Genomic DNA, 17414 nt, shown 5'->3' on the forward strand with positions numbered 1-17414 from the left:
GAGCAGGGAGCCGGAGGACCGCGGACGCCGAAGAGGCCGGGCGCGCGCGGCGCCCGGCCTCCCCGTCCCCGGTGGTGGCTCAGTCCAGGTGGAACTTGGGGTCCGCGGCCAGCGCCGCGAGCTGCGTCCCGGTCAACGCCGGCCGCGACAGCGCCGGGTGACCCGACTCCAGGAACTCGCTCGAGTACCCGACGGTCACCAGCGTGCCGTCCGGGTGCCGGTAGAACGCCGCGGAGTCCATCGTGTTGCTGTCGGCGTCCGGGGTGGCCCCGGTGACGAGGGCGACCTGCTTGCCGCCGACGTCGACCAGCGCACAGGCGCCGCCCTCGACCGGGTACGCGTACCTGGTCGCCGCCGCGCACCCGACGAGGTCGCCGAGCCGGGTGTTGCCCCTGGTCTCGACCCGGATGAACAGCTCGCCGACACCCGCCTCACCGGTGATCACTACCGGTGTGCGCGCGTCGTAGTTCCAGACCTCCAGGTCGCCCGCGTACTCGGCGAACTGCGCCTGGCGCCAGGTCATGGGCCCGTAGTCGGCGAAGCCGATCCGGGTCCGGTCCTCGGCCCTCACGCCGGGCGGCAGCGACGAGGCCAGGTCGTTGAGCAGCCGGACGCCCTTGTCGGCGCGCGGCCCGCTCGTGGCGGTCCGGTCGCTCTGCCCGTTCGGCCACGGGGTGCTCGTGTCGGACAACGGACGTCCGCTGGGCGGCAGCACGGTCGCCGACGGTCCCCCCGTCGGCAGCACGGTCGCCGACGGCCTTTCCGACGGTGGCCGGTCGGTCGGGGTGACCCTCGGCGCGGACTCCGACGGCTGCCCGCCCGCCACCTGGATGCCGGGACCGCCGCCGGTCAGGGTCGGCACCATCACGGCGCCGACCGCGATCGCCACCACCGCGAGACCCGCGACCGCGCCGCCCCAGGTGGCCTGTCGACGGCGCTGCGCGCGTCGGCCGCGGTCCAGCGCGGCCTCCGGGCTCATGGGCGGCGGCGGGCTGCTCGCCACCATCACTTCCTGCAACGCGCTCTTCAGCTCGTGCTCGTTCATCGCACCTTTTCTCCCTGCTGGGGGGTGATCAGGCCGCGCAGCGTCTGCAGCCCCCGCGCGGCCTGGCTCTTCACCGTTCCTTCGGAGCAGTCCAACGCCCTGGCGGTCTCCTCGACCGACAGGTCTTCCCAGTACCGCAGCACGAGCACGGCGCGTTGCCTCGGCGGCACCTTCGCCAGTGCCGCCAGCAGCACCAGCCGGTCCTCCGACGAGCCGCGCGTGACGCCCGCCACGTCGGCGGTCGTCTCGCTCACGCGTTCCTTGCGGAACCAGCCCCGGCGCAGTTCGGACACGAACGTCCGGACGAGGGTCTGCCGGGTGTAGGCGTCGAGTGCCTCGTGCCGGTTGATCCGCCGCCACGCCACGTAGAGCTTGGCGAAAGTGGTTTGGACCAAGTCCTCCGCACGGTGCCAGTCGCCGCACAGCAGGTACGCCGTGCCGCGCATGGCCTCGGACCGCGCCGCGAAGTACTCCGCGAACGCCGCGTCCCGATCACTCATCTGTCCTCCCCCGTACTGCGGTACGCGGTAATCACGCCCGCGGGCGGCCAGGGGGTTGCATGCCCGTCGCGGGATTCGTGGAAACTGGACGCACCACCACCGGGAGGCCCCGCCTTGTTCTTCTTCGTGCTGTTCGCGGTCGTGATGGGCGCGGCCCACTACTACATCTGGAAGCGCGCCGTGCGGGCCACGACGCGGCCCGGGCGTGGCCGCCGGATCGGCACCTGGGTCGTGCTGTTCCTCTACCTGCTGGTGATGTCGGCGTTGGCGGTGAGCAGGCTCGGCGAGTCGGGGTTCGTCGCCGCCGTGGCGTGGCCGGGGTTCATCTGGCTGGCGGGCGCGTTCTACTTCTCGTTGGTCCTGGGCGTGCTGGAGATCCCCCGGCTGGTGCTGAACCGCGCGGCGCGCGCGCACGAGGCGCCGGTGCCGGTCGGCGCGCCCACCGCCGAGGTGGAGCAGCCCGGGGCGGCGCTCGAAGGGCAGCCGGCGGACCCGGGCCGGCGGTTGTTCATCGCGCGGTCGCTGGCCGTCGCGGGCGGCGTGGCCACGGCGGGCGTCGTCGGCTTCGGCACCACGCAGGCGCTGGGCGACCCGGTGGTCAAGCGGGTGCCGGTGACGCTGGGGAAGCTCGACCAGCGGCTGTCCGGCTACCGGATCGCGGTGGTGAGCGACATCCACCTCGGGCCGCTGCTCGGCCGCGGGCACACCGAGCGGATCGTGCGGATGATCAACGAGCAGCGGGTGGACCTGGTCGCCATCGTGGGCGACCTGGTCGACGGCACGGTGGCCGCGCTGGGCGAGGCGGCGGCTCCGCTGGGCGACCTGGTGAGCACGCACGGCAGCTTCTTCGTCACCGGCAACCACGAGTACTACTCGGGCGTGGAGCCGTGGGTGGCGGAGCTGGAGCGGCTCGGGGTGAACCCGCTGCGCAACGAGCGGCTGCGGATCGAGCGGGCCGGCGCGTCGTTCGACCTGGCGGGGGTCAACGACGTCACCGGCGAGACGTTCGAGGACGGCCCCGACTACGCCCGCGCCCTGGACGGCCGCGACACGTCCACGCCGGTCGTGCTGATGGCGCACCAGCCGGTGGCGGTCCGCGAGTCCGCCAAGCACGGCGTGGACCTGCAGTTGTCCGGTCACACGCACGGCGGGCAGATGTGGCCGTTCCACCTCGCGGTGGGCTTGCAGCAGCCGGTGCGCAGCGGTCTGGAGACCGTCGACGGCACCCAGGTCTACACCAGCAACGGGGCCGGGTTCTGGGGTCCGCCGGTGCGCGTCGGCGCGGCGCCGGACATCTCCGTCGTGGAGTTGCGTCACAAGTTCGCCGGCTGATAGCGCATTTTCCGCCGCCAGCACCTAGAGTGGACCGCCGTGCCCGAACACGGTCGGACCGTGCCTGATCACGGTCGCGAAGGGGGACCCCTAGCGAGATGACGACGAGCTTTGCCGACGAACGGCTCCACGAGGCAATGGCTCGTATTCGTCGTTTCCTGGACCACGACCGGCCCGAGACTCCCTGCCTGGTCATCGACCTGCCGACGGTGCGGGACCGGTTCGCCGCGATCCGCGCCGCGCTGCCGCGGGTGGGGATCTTCTACGCGGTCAAGGCGAACCCGACGCCCGACGTGGTCGGGCTGCTGGCCGCCGAGGGTTCGAGCTTCGACGTCGCGAGCCCCGCCGAGATCGACCTGTGCCTGGCCCGCGGCGCGGCGCCGGAGGCCGTCTCCTACAGCAACCCGATCAAGAAGGCGCGGGACATCGCGTACGCCCACGGGCGCGGTGTGCGACTCTTCGTGTCCGACAGCGAACAGGACGTGCGCGCCCTGGCCGAGCACGCGCCCGGCGCGTCCGTGCTGCTGCGGATCCTGGTCGACAGCAACGGTTCCACCTACCCGTTCGGCAAGAAGTTCGGCTGTTCGCCGGAGATGGCGACGGATCTGCTGCGGTTGGCCGCCGAACTCGGACTCGTTCCGCTCGGGGTGGCCTTCCACGCCGGGTCCCAGCAGCTCGACCCGAACGGCTGGGACGGCGCGATCGCCGACGCGGCCGTGATCATCGGGAAGCTGCGCGCCGAGGGGCTGTCGCCGACCACGGTCAACCTGGGCGGTGGGCTGCCCGCGGGCTACCTGGCGCAGCCGCCGCCGCTGGCCGAGTACGCCGCGGCCATCACCGCGTCGATCACCCGCCACTTCGGCGACTTCACGCCCGAGGTGATGATCGAGCCTGGACGCGCTATCGTGGCGGAGTCCGGGGTGATCCGCTCAGAAGTGGTGCTGGTGTCCCGGAAGTCCTATTCGGACGAACGGCGCTGGGTGTTCCTCGACATCGGCCGCTACGGCGGCCTCGCGGAGACCGAGGGCGAGGCCATCGCGTACCCGATGGCGACCAGCCGCGACGGCGTGCCGCAGGTCGACGTGCCGGTCGGTCCGGTCGTGCTGGCCGGGCCCACGTGCGACGCGGACGACGTGCTGTACCAAAACACGTGCTACGAGCTGCCGCTGGAACTGCGCGCGGGCGACCACGTCGACCTGCTCGGCGCGGGCGCCTACACGGCCAGCTACTCGTCGGTGGCGTTCAACGGCTTCCCGCCGCTGGCCACCCACTGCGTGCGATGAGCACGCCCCCGCCTGTCCGCTGATGTGCCCTCCTGAAGATGTTTGGAGTGATTGATGTCCGAACTCCCGTGCGAATCCGAGCCGGTTGGCTTGTTCGCAGGACAGCACGTGCTCGCCGAGCTTGAAGGCGTGAGCCCCGAACTGCTCGACGACGAGCGGTTCCTGCGCCACGCGCTCGGTGAGGCGCTCACCCAGGCTGACGCCACGGTGTTGGAGGTGGTCTCCAAGCAGTTCGAGCCGCAAGGGGTCACCGTGCTGGCCCTGTTGTCGGAGTCGCACGCGTCCATCCACACGTACCCCGAGGTCGGGGCCGTGTTCGTGGACGTGTTCACCTGCGGCACGCGCGCCAAGCCCGCGCTCGCGGTGCAGTTGCTGGCCGAAGCGCTGGGAGCTGCGTCGGCACGGACGGACATGATCAGCCGGGGCCACCGCGTCCCCGCGCTCGTCGGTGAGGAGAAGGCGTCTTGATCCGCGAACCGCTCGCGGCCGGCATGACCAGGCACTGGGACGTCGACGAGGTCGTGGTCGACACCCGGACCGAGTTCCAGCACCTGGTGATCGCCCGCACGTCCCAGGGGTTGTCGCTGTTCTGCGACGACGACCGGCAGAGCACCGAGTTCAGCCAGCTGACCTACCACGAGGCGCTGATGGTCCCGGCGCTGCTGCTCGCCGACCGCGTGGACCGGGTGCTGGTCATCGGGTCGTCGGAGGGCGTGGTGTGCCAGATGGCGGTGGCCGCCGGCGCCTCGGTGGTCGACCACATCGACATCGACGCGCAGGCCGTGCGGCTGTGCGCCGAGCACCTCCCCTACGGCTACACGCTGGACGAGCTCGCGTTGGCGGAGAAGGGCGAAGGCCCGATCCACGTCCGGTACATCGACGGCTACGAGCACATCCGGACCACGTCGGAGCGCTACGACATCGTCCTGGTGGACCTGCCGGACGAGCGCGAGGAGGAGGCGCAGCACAACCGCTTGTACGGCGCCGAGTTCCTGGCGATGTGCAAGGCGCTGCTCACGCCCGGCGGCGTGGTCGTGTCGCAGGCGGGCTGCCAGACGATGTGGCGCAACACGACGCTGATCCGCATGTGGGAGCGGTTCAACGAGGTGTTCGACACGGTCGCGTACTACGGCTCGGACGAGCACGAGTGGGCGTACCTGTTCGGGCGCGCCGACGAGGTGGCCGACCCGACCGCGCTGATGGTCGAGCGGCTGCCCGGGTGCGGCTACCAGCCGGAGACGATCGACGACCTGGCGCTGGTGGGCAACTCGATCCCGCCGTACCTGGTCCGCCACTCGCTGGCCTGACGCGAGAGTCGTACCTCCACGTCGCGTGAGTCCTGCGTTCACGACGCGAGAGTCCTACGTTCACGAGCCCTGAGTTCACCAGTCGACCGACCACCCGGTATGCCGAATGTCGAACTCAGGTGCTCCGAACGTAGGACTCTCGCGCGTTCAGCGTTGGACTCTCGCGTTGTGGGGGTCAGGACAGGGCGCGGTGGAGGAAGTCGACCTGGAGCAGCAGCAGGTTCTCGGCCACCTGTTCCTGCGGGGTCATGTGGGTCACGCCGGACAGCGGCAGCACGGTGTGCGGGCGGCCCGCGGCCAGCAGCGCCGAGGACAGGCGCAGGGTGTGCGCGGCCACCACGTTGTCGTCCGCCAGGCCGTGCACGATCATCAGCGGGCGCTCCAGCTTCGGCGCGTCGGCGATGAGCGAGTTGGCGTCGTACACCTCGGGCCGCTGCGCCGGGTCGCCGAGGTAGCGCTCGGTGTAGTGGGTGTCGTAGAGCCGCCAGTCGGTGACCGGCGCGCCCGCGATGCCCGCGTGGAACACGTCCGGGCGGCGCAGCACGGCCAGCGCCGCCAGGTAGCCGCCGTAGGACCAGCCCCGGATGCCGACCCTGGTCAGGTCGAGATCGGCCTCGGCGGCCGCGACCGCATGCAGCGCGTCCACCTGGTCCTCCAGGGTGGCCCCGGCGAAGTCGAACGCGATCTCCCGCTCCCACGCCGGACCGCGACCGGGCGTGCCGCGGCCGTCGACGACGAGGACCGCGAAACCCTGGTCCGCCAGCCACTGCGAGGCCAGGTAGGCGTTGCGCGCCGACACGACGCGCTGCGCGTGCGGACCGCCGTACGGGTCGAGCAGCACCGGCAGCTTCGTGCCCGGCACGTGGCCGCGGGGGAACAGCAGCGCCGCCCGCAGGTCCCGCTCGCCGACGGTCAGCAGCCGCACGTCCGGCGTCAGCACGGGGGTCTCGGCGAAGGTGCCGATCTCGCCGCCGGTCGACACGGTGACCTTCGACCCGAAGTGGTCCATCGACGAGCGGGACAGCACCAGCACGCCGCCCGCGCGCGTCGCGCCGTGCACACCGTCCTCAGTGGACAGTCGGGTGACCTCGCCGTCGCCGACCAGGAAGACGTGCGTCTGCGTCGGGTCGTCGGTGGAGGCGGTGACCAGCACGCCGTCCGCGGCCACGTCGAGCACCGCGCGGACCTGGAAGCCGTCCGGCGTCCGCGGCCGGTCGCCCACGACGAGCCGGTTCGCGTCGCCGATCGGCAGCACGCGCAGCAGTTCGCCGTCCGGCGTCCAGCGCGGCGCGCCCGGCACGATCTCCAGCCAGTGCGGGTCGGTGTCGTCGGCGACCACCTCGGTGGCGCCGGTCTCCACGTCGACCGCCAGCACCAGGACGCGGCGCTGGTCGCGTGACTGGACCTGCACCAGCGGCTTGCCGTGCGAGGTCCACGACACCGAGTTGACGTACGGGAACGCCTCGCGGTCCCACGTCACGTCGGTGCGGCCCGCCCCGAAGACCGCCAGCTCCACCACGGCGTTGGCCTCGCCGGCGGCCGGGTAGGCGATCTCGGCGGCGGGCGTGCCCGGGTTGGCCGGGTCGGCGATGTGCCAGCGCGGCACGGGCGCGTTGTCCGCCCTGGCCGCCAGCACGCGCTCGCCGTCCGGGGAGAACCAGTAGCCCCGGTAGCGGCCCATCTCCTCGGCCGCGATGAACTCCGCCAGGCCCCACGTGACGTCCGGACCGCCCGGCGACGCGACCACGCGGTCCGCGCCGGTCTCCAGGTCCACCACGTGCAGCGCGCCGGCGGCCACGTAGCCGACCTTGCGGCCGGTCGGGTCCAGGCGCGGGTCGATCGCCGCGCCGGCCACCGGCAGCTCGCGGACGGCGGCGGTGGCGAGCTCGATCACGAACAGCCTGCCGGACAACGCGAACACGGCTTGGCGCGCCTCGCCGTCGGTGGCGTAGCCGACGATGCCGGCCGCCGACTCACGGGTGCGCTCGCGGCGGGCCCGTTCCTCCGGGGACAGGTCCTCGGGGTCGGTCAGCAGGACGCCGGGGTCGGCCAGCAGCGTCTCGGACCGGGTCGCGGTGTCGAACGCCCACAGGCCGTTCGCCCGGCTCGTGGCCGTGGCGGTGCGGAGGAAGTACACCTTCGCGCCGTCCGGCGCGGCGGTGAACGTCCGGGGTGCGCCGAGGGTGAACCGCTGGGTGCGCGCGTGCTGGCGCGGGAAGGAGATCTCGTTGCCCACCCGGACACCCTATGTCCCCGGTGCGGGCCCAGGGGGGCGGGTGAAAGGGAAGCATCGGGCGCTGTTCCGGCCGGCGGCCCTCCCTACCCGCCTTTATGGTGACGTCGTGGAGTCGGACAATGGGCGGGCACAACACCGGACCATAATCGTCGTCGACGTGGAAAAGTTCACCCACGGCAGCCGCACAAATGCGGACCAACTGGTGGTCCGGGCCGTTCTCTACCGATCGCTGCGCCGGGCGTTCGGCGAATCCGGCATTCCCTGGGACTCGTGCCACCGGGAGGACCGCGGCGACGGCGTCTTCGTCCTGGTGCCGCCGGAGGTGCCGAAGACCCTGGTGGTGGAGCGGCTGCCGGGCGCTTTGGCGCGGGCGCTGGCCGAGCACGGCGAGGTCGCCGGGCGGGCCGGGGAACGGGTGCGGGCACGCATGGCGGTGCACGCGGGCGAGGTGCACCCGGACCGGCACGGCTTCACCTCCGCGTCGATCAACCTGGCGTTCCGCCTGGTCGACGCGCCGCAGCTCAAGAGCGCCCTGGCGCGGTCGCCCGGTGTGCTGGCGCTCGTGCTGTCGTCGTGGTGCTACGACGAGGTGGCGTGGCACAGCCGGGTGGTCGACCCGCGCACGTTCCGGCGGGTCGACGTGGTGGTGAAGGACACCGCCGCCACCGCGTGGATCGCCCGGCCGGACCACCCCTACCCGCCCGCACGGGCCGGGAGGCCGGCGTGGCGCGGACGCGCGGCGGTGGTGCTCGCCTCGCTGATCGCGTTGTCGACGACGGCGGCGGCGGACCGCCCCGGCGCGCGGGGCGACGCGGTCACCGGCCTCGGCGACGCATTTCCCGGTGACCGGGAATTCCTCGCCCACGTGGTCAACCTGGCGACCGGGAAATGCCTCGCCAGGAACGGCGCCTACACCCACCCGGACGATTCGGAGAAAGACGGCGAGGACATCTACCAATGGGAGTGCGCCGACTCGCACAACCCCGGCCACTTCGTGGTCCTGGCGCCGGTGGCGGGAGGCGACTGGGAGATCCGCAGCAGCGTGCGGGCGGACCTGTGCCTGGCGGCCGACGACGAGCCGGAGACCGACCAGCACTTCCGCGCCTGCCGCCCGGGTGACGACCGCCAGCGGTGGGGGGTGCGGCGGATCCGCGGGCGGGCGCCGGACGCGGTGGTGGTCGAGAACCGGGGCGCGGGCGGGTGCCTCGCCCACCAAGGCGGCCGGCCGGACGTGCACATCCAGGTGTTCCGGCGCGACTGCCGCCCGTTCGGGCAGGACGAGGTCGGCTGGTCGATCCGGCCGTACGCGATGCCGGGGCGCCGGTCGTGCGGCGAGCCGTGGCGCGGTCCGGTGCGCAACAACGGGACCGGGCGGCGCCTGGCGGACGGGACCGGGACGGCGTCGACGGCTCCCGCCGTGTCGATCGTCGCGGTCGGCGAGTCCGCGCACGGCTGCCGGGTGTCGATCTCCGGCACGCCCGGCACGTGGGTCCTCGAGTCGCTGACCGGCGAGGACTGGGTCCGGGTGCACGCCGCGCGCGATCTCAGCGCGTGCCTGGCCGCGGTGGACGGCGGGGTGGCGGCTCGGCGGTGCGACGGGAGCCGGTCGCAGCAGTGGGAGCTGGGGTAGGTCCGACCCCTGTCTTCGGCGGCGGCTGAACCGCGTCGGCCGGGGGGCCGTAGTCGTCGGTGGAGCGATTGACGGACCGAGGAGGAGTGAGTGTGATCCGACGAAACCGCATCGCCATCGCCGTCGCGGGTGGCCTGGCCGCCGTGCTCGCGCTGGTCGTGTGGACTTCCAGCGCCACCGGCCTGCAGGGCCGGACGGTCGCGCAGACCGAGCAGGTCGGCGCCGCGGCCCAGGGCGACTACGGCGACGTTCAGGAGCCCCTGGCCCCTCCGACCAGCGAGGAGGCGGCGCCCGTCGAGGAGCCCGCCGCCGACGCGCCGGAGGGCCAGGCCGCGCCCGCGCCGTCCGGCCCGCAGGTCACGCTGGTCGGCAAGAGCGTGCCCAAGATGGGCGAGGTCGTGCAGGACGGCGACGGCCGCACGCTGTACCGGTTCGACAAGGACACGCCGGACCCGGCGAAGTCCAACTGCGAGGGTCAGTGCGCCGTGACGTGGCCTCCCGTGCTGTCCGACGGCACGCCGCAGCTCCAGGGCGTCGACCCGGCGCTCGTGTCGACCGTGAAGCGGGCCGACGGGACCGAGCAGGTGACGCTCGACGGCTGGCCGCTCTACACGTACGCGAAGGACGAGGCGCCGGGCCAGTGGAAGGGCCAGGGCGTGGGCGGCACGTGGTTCGTGGTGCGGCCCGACGGCAAGCGCAACGTCGAGTGCCTGCCGCCGGGGGTGACGCCACCCGCCGCCTAGTCCACTGTGTCCGGTCCCCTGTGCCCGGTCCCCTGCGCCACGCCCTGATCCCCCGGCCCGGGGTTGGCCGGGGGATCAGGGCGTCCCGCAGCGGGTGCCGCCGATGCCGCTGACCAGGCGCGATGGAAGAAGTCGGAAAACTTCCGCGGAGGATGTCGAGAACCGGTGACCGGCTCCGTCCCAGGGGTGTGAGCGACCAGAATGGGGTCGCACCGGCACCGAGGAGAACCACGATGGCCAAGTACCTGCTGCTCAAGCACTACCGCGGCGCCCCGTCGGCGGTCAACGACGTCCCCATGGACCAGTGGACCCCGCAGGAGATCACCGACCACGTGCGGTACATGAGCGACTTCGCGGCCAGGCTGGAGGAGACCGGCGAGTACGTCGACGGCCAGGCGCTCGCACCCGAGGGGACGTTCGTCCGGTACGACGGCGAGGGCCGCCCGCCGGTCACCGACGGTCCGTTCGCCGAGACCAAGGACCTCATCGCCGGGTGGATGGTGATCGACGTCGACAGCTACGAGCGGGCCGTCGAGCTGGCCGGCGAGCTGTCGGCCGCCCCCGGCGCCGGCGGCAGGCCGATCCACGAGTGGCTCGAGCTGCGCCCGTTCCTGTCCGCGCACCAGGCCACCGCGGAGTGACGTCCGGAATGGACGCGCTCCTGCTCCGGAGCCTCACGCCGGGCGTGCTCGGTGTCCTCGTCCGCCGCGGAGCCGACTTCGCGGCGGCCGAGGACGCCGTGCAGGACGCGCTGGTGGAGGCGGTCCGCGCCTGGCCGGACGACCCGCCCCGGGACCCGAAGGGCTGGCTCGTCACGGTGGCGTGGCGCCGGTTCCTCGACGCGAGCCGCGCGGACGCCGCCCGGCGCCGGCGCGAGGACGTCCTCGACGAGGAACCGGCGCCGGGGCCGGTGTCCACGGTGGACGACACGCTCCAGCTCTACTTCCTGTGCGCCCACCCGTCCCTGACGCCGTCGTCGGCGGTCGCGCTCACGCTGCGCGCCGTCGGCGGGCTGACCACCCGCCAGATCGCCCGGGCGTACCTGGTGCCGGAGGCGACCATGGCGCAGCGGATCAGCCGGGCCAAGCGCACCGTCGCGGGCGTGCGGTTCGACCAGCCCGGCGACATCGCCACCGTGCTGCGGGTCCTGTACCTGGTCTTCAACGAGGGCTACTCGGGCGACGTCGACCTGGCCGTCGAGGCCATCCGGCTCACCCGGCAGCTCGCGGCGGCGATCGACCACCCGGAGGTGGCGGGGTTGCTCGCCCTCATGCTGCTGCACCACGCCCGGCGCGCGGCCCGGACCGCGCCGGACGGCAGCCTGGTGCCGCTCGCCGAGCAGGACCGCGGCCGGTGGGACACCGGGGCGATCGCCGAGGGCGTCGCGATCCTCCAGGCGGCGCTGTCCCGCGACCGGCTGGGCGAGTTCCAGGCGCAGGCCGCCATCGCGGCGCTGCACGCCGACGCGCGGACCGCCGAGGAGACCGACTGGGTGCAGATCGTCGAGTGGTACGACGAGCTGGCCGGCCTGACCGACAGCCCCGTCGTCCGGCTCAACCGCGCGGTCGCCGTGGGCGAGGCCGACGGGCCGCGCGCCGGGTTGGCGGCGCTCGCGGCCCTGGACGACTCGCTGCCCAGGTACACCGCGGTGGCGGCGTACCTGCGCGAACGCGACGGCGACCTCGACACGGCGGCCCGGCTGTACGCCGAGGCGGCCCGCCGGGCGACCAACCTCGCCGAAGTCGCCCACCTGACCCGTCAGGCGGCCCGGCTCAACGGCCGCCGGTCCCGCTGACGGGCGAAGGGCTCAGACGATGCGGACGGCGTCGGCGAAGTCCAGGCGCGGGTTGCGCGGGTGGGTGCCGGTGTGGTCCGGGTGTCCGATGTTGACGATCACCAGGGGCAGCTGCCCGGTGTCGGCGAAGAACTCGCCGCGCACGCCTTCCGCGTCGAAGCCGCTCATCGGTCCCGCGGCCAGCCCGGCCGCGCGGACGCCGACGATGAAGTAGCCGACCTGGAGCAGCGCGCTGGTCTTGGCCGCCTCGGTGCGCGCCGCGTCGTCCGCGAACGCCGCCTTCGCGCCCGGGAAGTGCGGGAACGTGGTGGCCAGGTGCTCGTGGAAGTCGGTGTCGGCGGCCAGGATCGCGGTCACCGGCGCGGCGACGGTCTTGGCCCGGTTGCCCTCGGCCATGTGCGGCGCGAGGCGCGCCTTGGCGTCCTCGCCGCGGACGAACAGCACGCGCAGCGGCTGGCTGTTCATCGCCGTCGGACCCCACTTCACGAGGTCGTAGACGGCGCGGAGCTGCTCGTCGGTCACCGGCTCGTCGGTGAACGCGTTCGCCGTGCGGGCCTCGCGGAACAGCAGGTCCTGTGCGTCGCGCGGCAGTGCCAGCGCGTCGAGGGTCGCGGTCATGGTGCCTCTTTCGGTTGTCCCGTACGCGGGTTGCGCACGGGACAACCTCCAGTATTGGCGAGCTATTTCGTGTCGTCGTTCACAGGGTCGGGTACAGCGGGTGCTTCGCGGCCAGCACCTCGACCCGCGACCGCAGCTCCGCCAGGTCCGGCGAGGACCCCAGCGCCGCCGCGATCACGTCCGACACCTCGGCGAAGTCGGCCGCGCCGAACCCGCGCGTGGCCAGCGCCGGCGTGCCGATGCGCAGGCCGGAGGTCACCATCGGCGGGCGCGGGTCGTTCGGCACCGCGTTGCGGTTGACCGTGATGCCCACCTCGTGCAGCCGGTCCTCGGCCTGCTTGCCGTCCAGTTCGGACCCCACCAGGTCCACCAGCACGAGGTGCACGTCCGTGCCGCCGGTGAGCACCTTCACACCCGCCGCCGCCGCGTCGGGCTGGGACAGCCGCTCGGCGAGGATCTTCGCGCCCTCGACCGTGCGCCGCTGGCGGTCGGCGAACTCGGGCGACGCGGCGTGCTTGAACGCCACCGCCTTGCCCGCGATCACGTGCTCCAGCGGGCCGCCCTGCTGGCCGGGGAACACCGCCGAGTTGATCTTCTTCGCCAGGTCGGCCTCGTTGGTCAGGATCACGCCGCCGCGGGGGCCGCCGAGGGTCTTGTGCGTGGTCGTGGTCACCACGTGCGCGTGCGGCACGGGGCTCGGGTGCAGGCCCGCCGCCACCAGGCCGGCGAAGTGCGCCATGTCGACCATCAGGTACGCGCCCACCGAGTCGGCGATCCGGCGGAACTCGGCGAAGTCCAACTGGCGCGGGTACGCCGACCAGCCGGCCACGATCAGCTTCGGCTTGTGCTCGGTCGCCAGCCGCTCCACCTCGGCCATGTCGACCCGGCCGTCGGAGTCCGACACGTGGTAGGGCACCACGTGGTAGAGCTTGCCGGAGAAGTTGATCCGCATGCCGTGGGTGAGGTGGCCGCCGTGCGCGAGGTCGAGGCCCAGGATCGTGTCCCCCGGCTGGAGCAGGGCGAACATCGCGCACGCGTTGGCCTGCGCGCCCGAGTGCGGCTGCACGTTCGCGAAGCCCGCGCCGAACAGCGCCTTGACCCGCTCGATCGCCAGCCGCTCGATCACGTCGACGTTCTCGCAGCCGCCGTAGTAGCGGCGGCCCGGGTAGCCCTCGGCGTACTTGTTCGTCAGCACCGACCCCTGCGCCTGGAGCACCGACACCGGCGTGAAGTTCTCCGAGGCGATCATCTCCAGCGTGCTCTGCTGCCGGTGCAGCTCGGCGGCGACGGCGTCCGCGACCTCCGGGTCGAACTCCGCGAGGGAGGTGTTGAAGTGCTCGGACATGTGTGGGGTCTCCCTTACGAGGTGCGCTTGTAGAAGGGCAGTGCGACGACTTCGACCGGCTCGTGCCTGCCGCGGACGTCCACCGAGAGCCGCGTGCCCGGCTCGGTGTTGCCGACGGTGACGTACGCCATCGCCACCGAGTAGCCCAGGGTCGGCGACAACGCGCCGCTGGTCACCTCGCCGATCCGGGCGCCGGAGGCGTCCAGCACCGGGTAGCCGTGCCGCGGCGCGCGGCGCGAGGCGGTCTTCAGGCCGACCAGCACCTGCTCGGCGCCCCGCTCGGCGACGGCGGCCAGCGCCTCGCGGCCGACGAAGTCACCCGGCTTGTCCAGCTTCACCACCCGGCCCAGGTTCGCCTGGAACGGCGTGCGGTCGCGGCCCAGCTCGTTGCCGTACAGCGGCATGCCCGCCTCCAGCCGCAGCGTGTCGCGGCAGCCGAGGCCGGCGGGCTTGAGGTCGTGCGGCGCGCCCGCCTCGAGCAGGGCCTGCCAGACGTGCGCGGCGTCGTCCGGGGCGACGAACAGCTCGAAGCCGTCCTCGCCGGTGTAGCCGGTGCGGGCCAGCAGCACGGGCTTGCCGGCGACCTCGGTCGGGTACGACGCGTAGTACTTCACCGCGGCCAGGTCGGTCGGTGTGAGGCCGGCGAGGATGGCGGTGGCCTTCGGGCCCTGCACGGCGAGCAGCGCGTAGTCGGTCGAGGCGTCCGTGACGGTCGCGTCGAAGCCCTCGGCCCGCTCGACCAGGGCCGCGTGCACGACGGCGGCGTTGGAGGCGTTGGCCACGACGAGGTACTCGTCGTGGCCGGCCGACGTGCGTCCCCCGGCGGTGGGCGCGGAGGGGTCGAGGCGGTACACGATCAGGTCGTCGATCACCCCGCCGTCGGCCTCGCAGATCATCGTGTAGCGGGCGCGGCCGACGCCGATCGCGGACGCGTGGCCGACCAGGGCGTGGTCCAGCGCGGCGCCCGCCTCCGGGCCGGTGAGCAGGATCTCACCCATGTGGGTCAGGTCGAACAGGCCCGCCGACGTGCGCACCGCGTGGTGCTCGGCCAGCTCGCTGTCGTAGCGCAGCGGCATCCGCCAGCCCGCGAAGTCGGTGAACATGGCCCCCAACGCCTCGTGTTCGGCGTGCAGGGGCGTGCGGCGGCTTTCCATCAGGCGGGCCCTCCCTGGGTGCGGACATGCCGATGGGCCGACCGGTCGGGTCGACGGGCGGGCACGTCCGAGAGATTCACGAGCGAAAGGATGACACGGTCCACCGGAGACTCCTCGTCGAGTGAGCCTCCCCCTCTGCCATGAGCCTGAGAGCTTCGCCACCGGGTGAGGGCGGCTTGCACCGTGGGCGAGGCGCACCGGGTGCGCCTGCTTTCCAGAGTTGCCTTCGTCGCGCGGTACCTGGGCCTGAGAGATTCCGGGGAGGAGTTGCTCCTTCGGCGCCCCGCTCGGGGACTCTCCCGCGCGACATCGACGGCCGTGTTCAGTTGGTACCGCCAGACGCTAGGGGTGCCCGGCGGGCGGGGTCAAGCCCGGTCACAGGCTCTTCTCGGCCCGGACGCTCTCGACCACCTTGCGCTCGGCGTAGAACGACACGAACGGGATCGTGCCCGCGAGCAGCACCAGCACCGTGCCCTTGATCGACCAGCGGGACTTGAGCGCGAGGTCGACGGTGAGCACCAGGTACACCGCGTAGAGGAAGCCGTGGATGGGGCCGATGACCTGCACCATGCCCGCGTTGCCGCCCGCGTACTTGGCGATCATGCCGACCACGAGCAGCAGCAGGCCGACACCGACCACGTAAGCCATGAACCGGAACCTGGTCAACGCGCCGCTCATCGCCCTACCTTCGCTCACCGCTGGTCCCGCGCGTTGAGTTCGGCGAGCATGCGGTTGTAGGCCGCGAGCTCTTCGTCCTCGTCGTCCCGCACGGGCGCTCTGACGGGCTCAACGGTAACGACCGGCCGCGACGGCGCGGCCACCGGCTCCGGCGCGGCCTCGTCGGCGGCCTCGGCCCGGCGGCGGGCGTCCAGCCTGCGGATGCGCCACACCATGAACGCGGGGAAGAGGCCGAACAGCGGCCACTGGAACACGTAACCCAGGTTCTGGAACGTGCCGCCGGCCTGGGAGAACCGGTCCCACTGCCAGTAGGCCAGGCCGCAGCACACGACCAGCGACGCCAGGCAGACGGCCCCGATGGCCAGGCGCTGGGGGGTGATGAGGCCTCGCACGCCTCAAGAGTACTTCGCACGGGGCTGGGGCTCCCCGCACGGGAGCCCGCACCCTCCACGGTGAGGGCTCCTCGACCTCAGGAGCCCGCCCCGACTCGTCGGACCTAGGCCACGCCGTCCCGGCGTTGCCTCTGCAACCTGGCCACGCACCAGGCCGCCGCGCTACCCCGACGCAGGTGCTGGAGCACCGTCATCGGGCCGAGGCGACGACCGAGGTCGGCGGGCGAGAGCCCGGCCGCCCGGTAGTCGAGAGCGCGCTGGTCCAGCGGGCTGATGCCCGCGTCCCACCACTGCTCCGCCTCGGACAGGTCGCCCACCAGCTGCCAGTAGCTGGCGGCCGCGGCGAGCAGGGGCTCGGGCACCTCGGGCGCCCGCTTCCGCATCGCCGCCACGTACGCCGGATCCGCGGACTCGACCTTCACCAGGCCGCGGGGACCGCCATTCGCCCGCTGCACCGGGATCCCCGGCGCGGACGGCGGCGCTTCCGCGAGCCACGCGTCCTTGATCCGGTTCACCTCCTGCAGCTCGGCGTCGTCCGAGCGCTCAGCCGCCCACTGCCGCAACAGCTCGTCGACTCCGGAGTCCTCGACCATTCTGCCTCCTCATCGGTCGAAGATCAGCCAATGCGACGCACCGTATTAGCGGGTACCGACAACCGCTAGACCCTGGTTTGTCAAAAACCCTGTTACCAGGGCGTTATAGCCCTCATTCCACCCGTACGGTGCAACGTTCGAGGGCCGTGGTCACCGATCGTGACCGCATTGAGCGGAGTTCGCGGGGCTGCCGCGCGTCCCCTAGGCGAAGAGGCTGCGAACGAAGGTGATGATCGACTCGGCGCCGGACTGGAGCCACCCGACCGCGGTCCGCACCGCTTCGGCGGACTCGTTCGGCTGGGTGATCAGGAGGAACAGCACCAGCGCGACCGCCGCCAGCGTCACCACCTTCTTGACGTTCACTGATCGGTCTCCGTCCGTCCGACTGGGAGGTGCGGCCGTGCGCCGCACCGGTCGTGTCAACGGCCATGGTCCCTCATTCACCCGGATGATGACGATCGAACCCGCCGCCGTCCCTCGACCGGTCGCACGAACACCACGCAACCACGCCTGAGGGACCCCGAGCGTCACCCGAACGGACGATCAAGGGGACCAGTGGTCCCGCCGATCACCAAGGTACGGGCCACTCGCCCACCCCCTGGCACGGACACCGAGGTTCTTCAGACACTGCCACCTCTGCACAGCCCATCACCTGATTGCGCCGAAGCACGCACCGAGCGTGACAAAGGTCGATGACGGCTGCCTCTCATTTCCGTTACCCCTTCAGGTGATTTCGCGCGCCTTTTTCCTTGCTCGATCGGGT

At 72.4% G+C, this 17414-nt stretch carries 18 protein-coding genes and 2 riboswitches; of the genes, 8 read left to right on the forward strand and 10 right to left on the reverse strand.

The genetic code is table 11. The annotated features are described in order from the left end of the window. Nucleotides 1–79: 79 nt before the first annotated feature. On the reverse strand, nt 80–1045 hold the full coding sequence (locus IOD16_RS27995) for a hypothetical protein (protein WP_201436755.1): 966 nt from the start codon (nt 1043–1045) through the stop codon (nt 80–82). After that, nucleotides 1042–1545, reverse strand: a complete 504-nt coding sequence (locus tag IOD16_RS28000; RefSeq protein WP_201436756.1) for a SigE family RNA polymerase sigma factor — start codon at nt 1543–1545, stop codon at nt 1042–1044. Before IOD16_RS28000 ends, IOD16_RS27995 begins: the two co-directional genes overlap by 4 nt. A 114-nt stretch (nt 1546–1659) precedes the next feature. Between IOD16_RS28000 and IOD16_RS28005 the strand changes: the two genes are divergently transcribed. The 4 genes from IOD16_RS28005 (at nt 1660) to IOD16_RS28020 (ending at nt 5467) form a co-directional block, all read left to right on the forward strand. Beyond that, nucleotides 1660–2877 carry a metallophosphoesterase gene (locus IOD16_RS28005; protein WP_236594432.1) on the forward strand — a complete coding sequence of 406 codons (1218 nt, stop codon included), beginning with the start codon at nt 1660–1662 and terminating at the stop codon, nt 2875–2877. 98 nt (nt 2878–2975) lie between these two features. Next, nucleotides 2976–4160, forward strand: a complete 1185-nt coding sequence (locus IOD16_RS28010) for a type III PLP-dependent enzyme (protein ID WP_201436757.1) — start codon at nt 2976–2978, stop codon at nt 4158–4160. 54 nt (nt 4161–4214) lie between these two features. Beyond that, nucleotides 4215–4628, forward strand: a complete 414-nt coding sequence (speD, locus tag IOD16_RS28015) for an adenosylmethionine decarboxylase (RefSeq protein ID WP_123746219.1) — start codon at nt 4215–4217, stop codon at nt 4626–4628. Beyond that, nucleotides 4625–5467, forward strand: a complete 843-nt coding sequence (locus IOD16_RS28020) for a spermidine synthase (protein WP_201436758.1) — start codon at nt 4625–4627, stop codon at nt 5465–5467. The genes speD and IOD16_RS28020 overlap by 4 nt, the downstream gene beginning before the upstream one ends. Before the next feature lie 175 nt (nt 5468–5642). Here IOD16_RS28020 and IOD16_RS28025 read toward each other — a convergent pair whose 3' ends face one another. Further along, nucleotides 5643–7703 carry a S9 family peptidase gene (locus IOD16_RS28025; protein WP_201436759.1) on the reverse strand — a complete coding sequence of 687 codons (2061 nt, stop codon included), beginning with the start codon at nt 7701–7703 and terminating at the stop codon, nt 5643–5645. 157 nt (nt 7704–7860) lie between these two features. Between IOD16_RS28025 and IOD16_RS28030 the strand changes: the two genes are divergently transcribed. From IOD16_RS28030 to IOD16_RS28045, 4 genes are all read left to right on the forward strand, one after another. Beyond that, nucleotides 7861–9333, forward strand: a complete 1473-nt coding sequence (locus IOD16_RS28030) for an RICIN domain-containing protein (protein ID WP_201436760.1) — start codon at nt 7861–7863, stop codon at nt 9331–9333. A 92-nt stretch (nt 9334–9425) separates the two neighbouring features. Next, nucleotides 9426–10076, forward strand: coding sequence for a hypothetical protein (locus IOD16_RS28035; RefSeq protein ID WP_123746216.1), 651 nt, complete (start codon nt 9426–9428; stop codon nt 10074–10076). A gap of 233 nt (nt 10077–10309) precedes the next feature. Further along, a complete protein-coding gene (locus tag IOD16_RS28040; RefSeq protein WP_201436761.1) occupies nt 10310–10717 on the forward strand; it encodes a YciI family protein in 408 nt (135 codons plus the stop codon). A gap of 8 nt (nt 10718–10725) precedes the next feature. Beyond that, nucleotides 10726–11871, forward strand: coding sequence for an RNA polymerase sigma factor (locus IOD16_RS28045; protein ID WP_201436762.1), 1146 nt, complete (start codon nt 10726–10728; stop codon nt 11869–11871). 12 nt (nt 11872–11883) lie between these two features. On the opposite strand, the gene IOD16_RS28050 is transcribed toward IOD16_RS28045, so the two are convergent. From IOD16_RS28050 to IOD16_RS28080, 7 genes are all read right to left on the reverse strand, one after another. Then, nucleotides 11884–12489 (reverse strand): malonic semialdehyde reductase, encoded by a 606-nt coding sequence (locus IOD16_RS28050; RefSeq protein ID WP_201436763.1) that lies wholly within the window; start codon nt 12487–12489, stop codon nt 11884–11886. A gap of 79 nt (nt 12490–12568) precedes the next feature. Further along, on the reverse strand, nt 12569–13834 hold the full coding sequence (gene glyA, locus IOD16_RS28055) for a serine hydroxymethyltransferase (RefSeq protein WP_123746212.1): 1266 nt from the start codon (nt 13832–13834) through the stop codon (nt 12569–12571). Nucleotides 13835–13848: 14 nt separating this feature from the next. Continuing rightward, complete coding sequence (gcvT, locus tag IOD16_RS28060; RefSeq protein ID WP_201441607.1) at nt 13849–14991, reverse strand: glycine cleavage system aminomethyltransferase GcvT; 1143 nt, start codon at nt 14989–14991, stop codon at nt 13849–13851. A 125-nt stretch (nt 14992–15116) separates the two neighbouring features. After that, nucleotides 15117–15211, reverse strand: a riboswitch (glycine riboswitch). A 1-nt stretch (nt 15212) separates the two neighbouring features. Then, nucleotides 15213–15300, reverse strand: a riboswitch (glycine riboswitch). Between the two features lie 63 nt (nt 15301–15363). Beyond that, complete coding sequence (locus IOD16_RS28065) at nt 15364–15666, reverse strand: DUF3817 domain-containing protein (protein WP_123746210.1); 303 nt, start codon at nt 15664–15666, stop codon at nt 15364–15366. Between the two features lie 14 nt (nt 15667–15680). After that, complete coding sequence (locus IOD16_RS28070; RefSeq protein ID WP_201436764.1) at nt 15681–16058, reverse strand: hypothetical protein; 378 nt, start codon at nt 16056–16058, stop codon at nt 15681–15683. A 104-nt stretch (nt 16059–16162) separates the two neighbouring features. Next, the gene (locus tag IOD16_RS28075; protein WP_123746208.1) at nt 16163–16651 is read right to left on the reverse strand and encodes a helix-turn-helix transcriptional regulator; all 489 of its coding nucleotides are present in this window, start codon (nt 16649–16651) and stop codon (nt 16163–16165) included. A gap of 201 nt (nt 16652–16852) precedes the next feature. Beyond that, the gene (locus IOD16_RS28080; RefSeq protein WP_170185260.1) at nt 16853–17014 is read right to left on the reverse strand and encodes a hypothetical protein; all 162 of its coding nucleotides are present in this window, start codon (nt 17012–17014) and stop codon (nt 16853–16855) included. Between the last annotated feature and the right edge of the window lie 400 nt (nt 17015–17414).

Source organism: Saccharothrix sp. 6-C (genome assembly GCF_016695385.1).
GTDB lineage: Bacteria > Actinomycetota > Actinomycetes > Mycobacteriales > Pseudonocardiaceae > Actinosynnema > Actinosynnema texasense.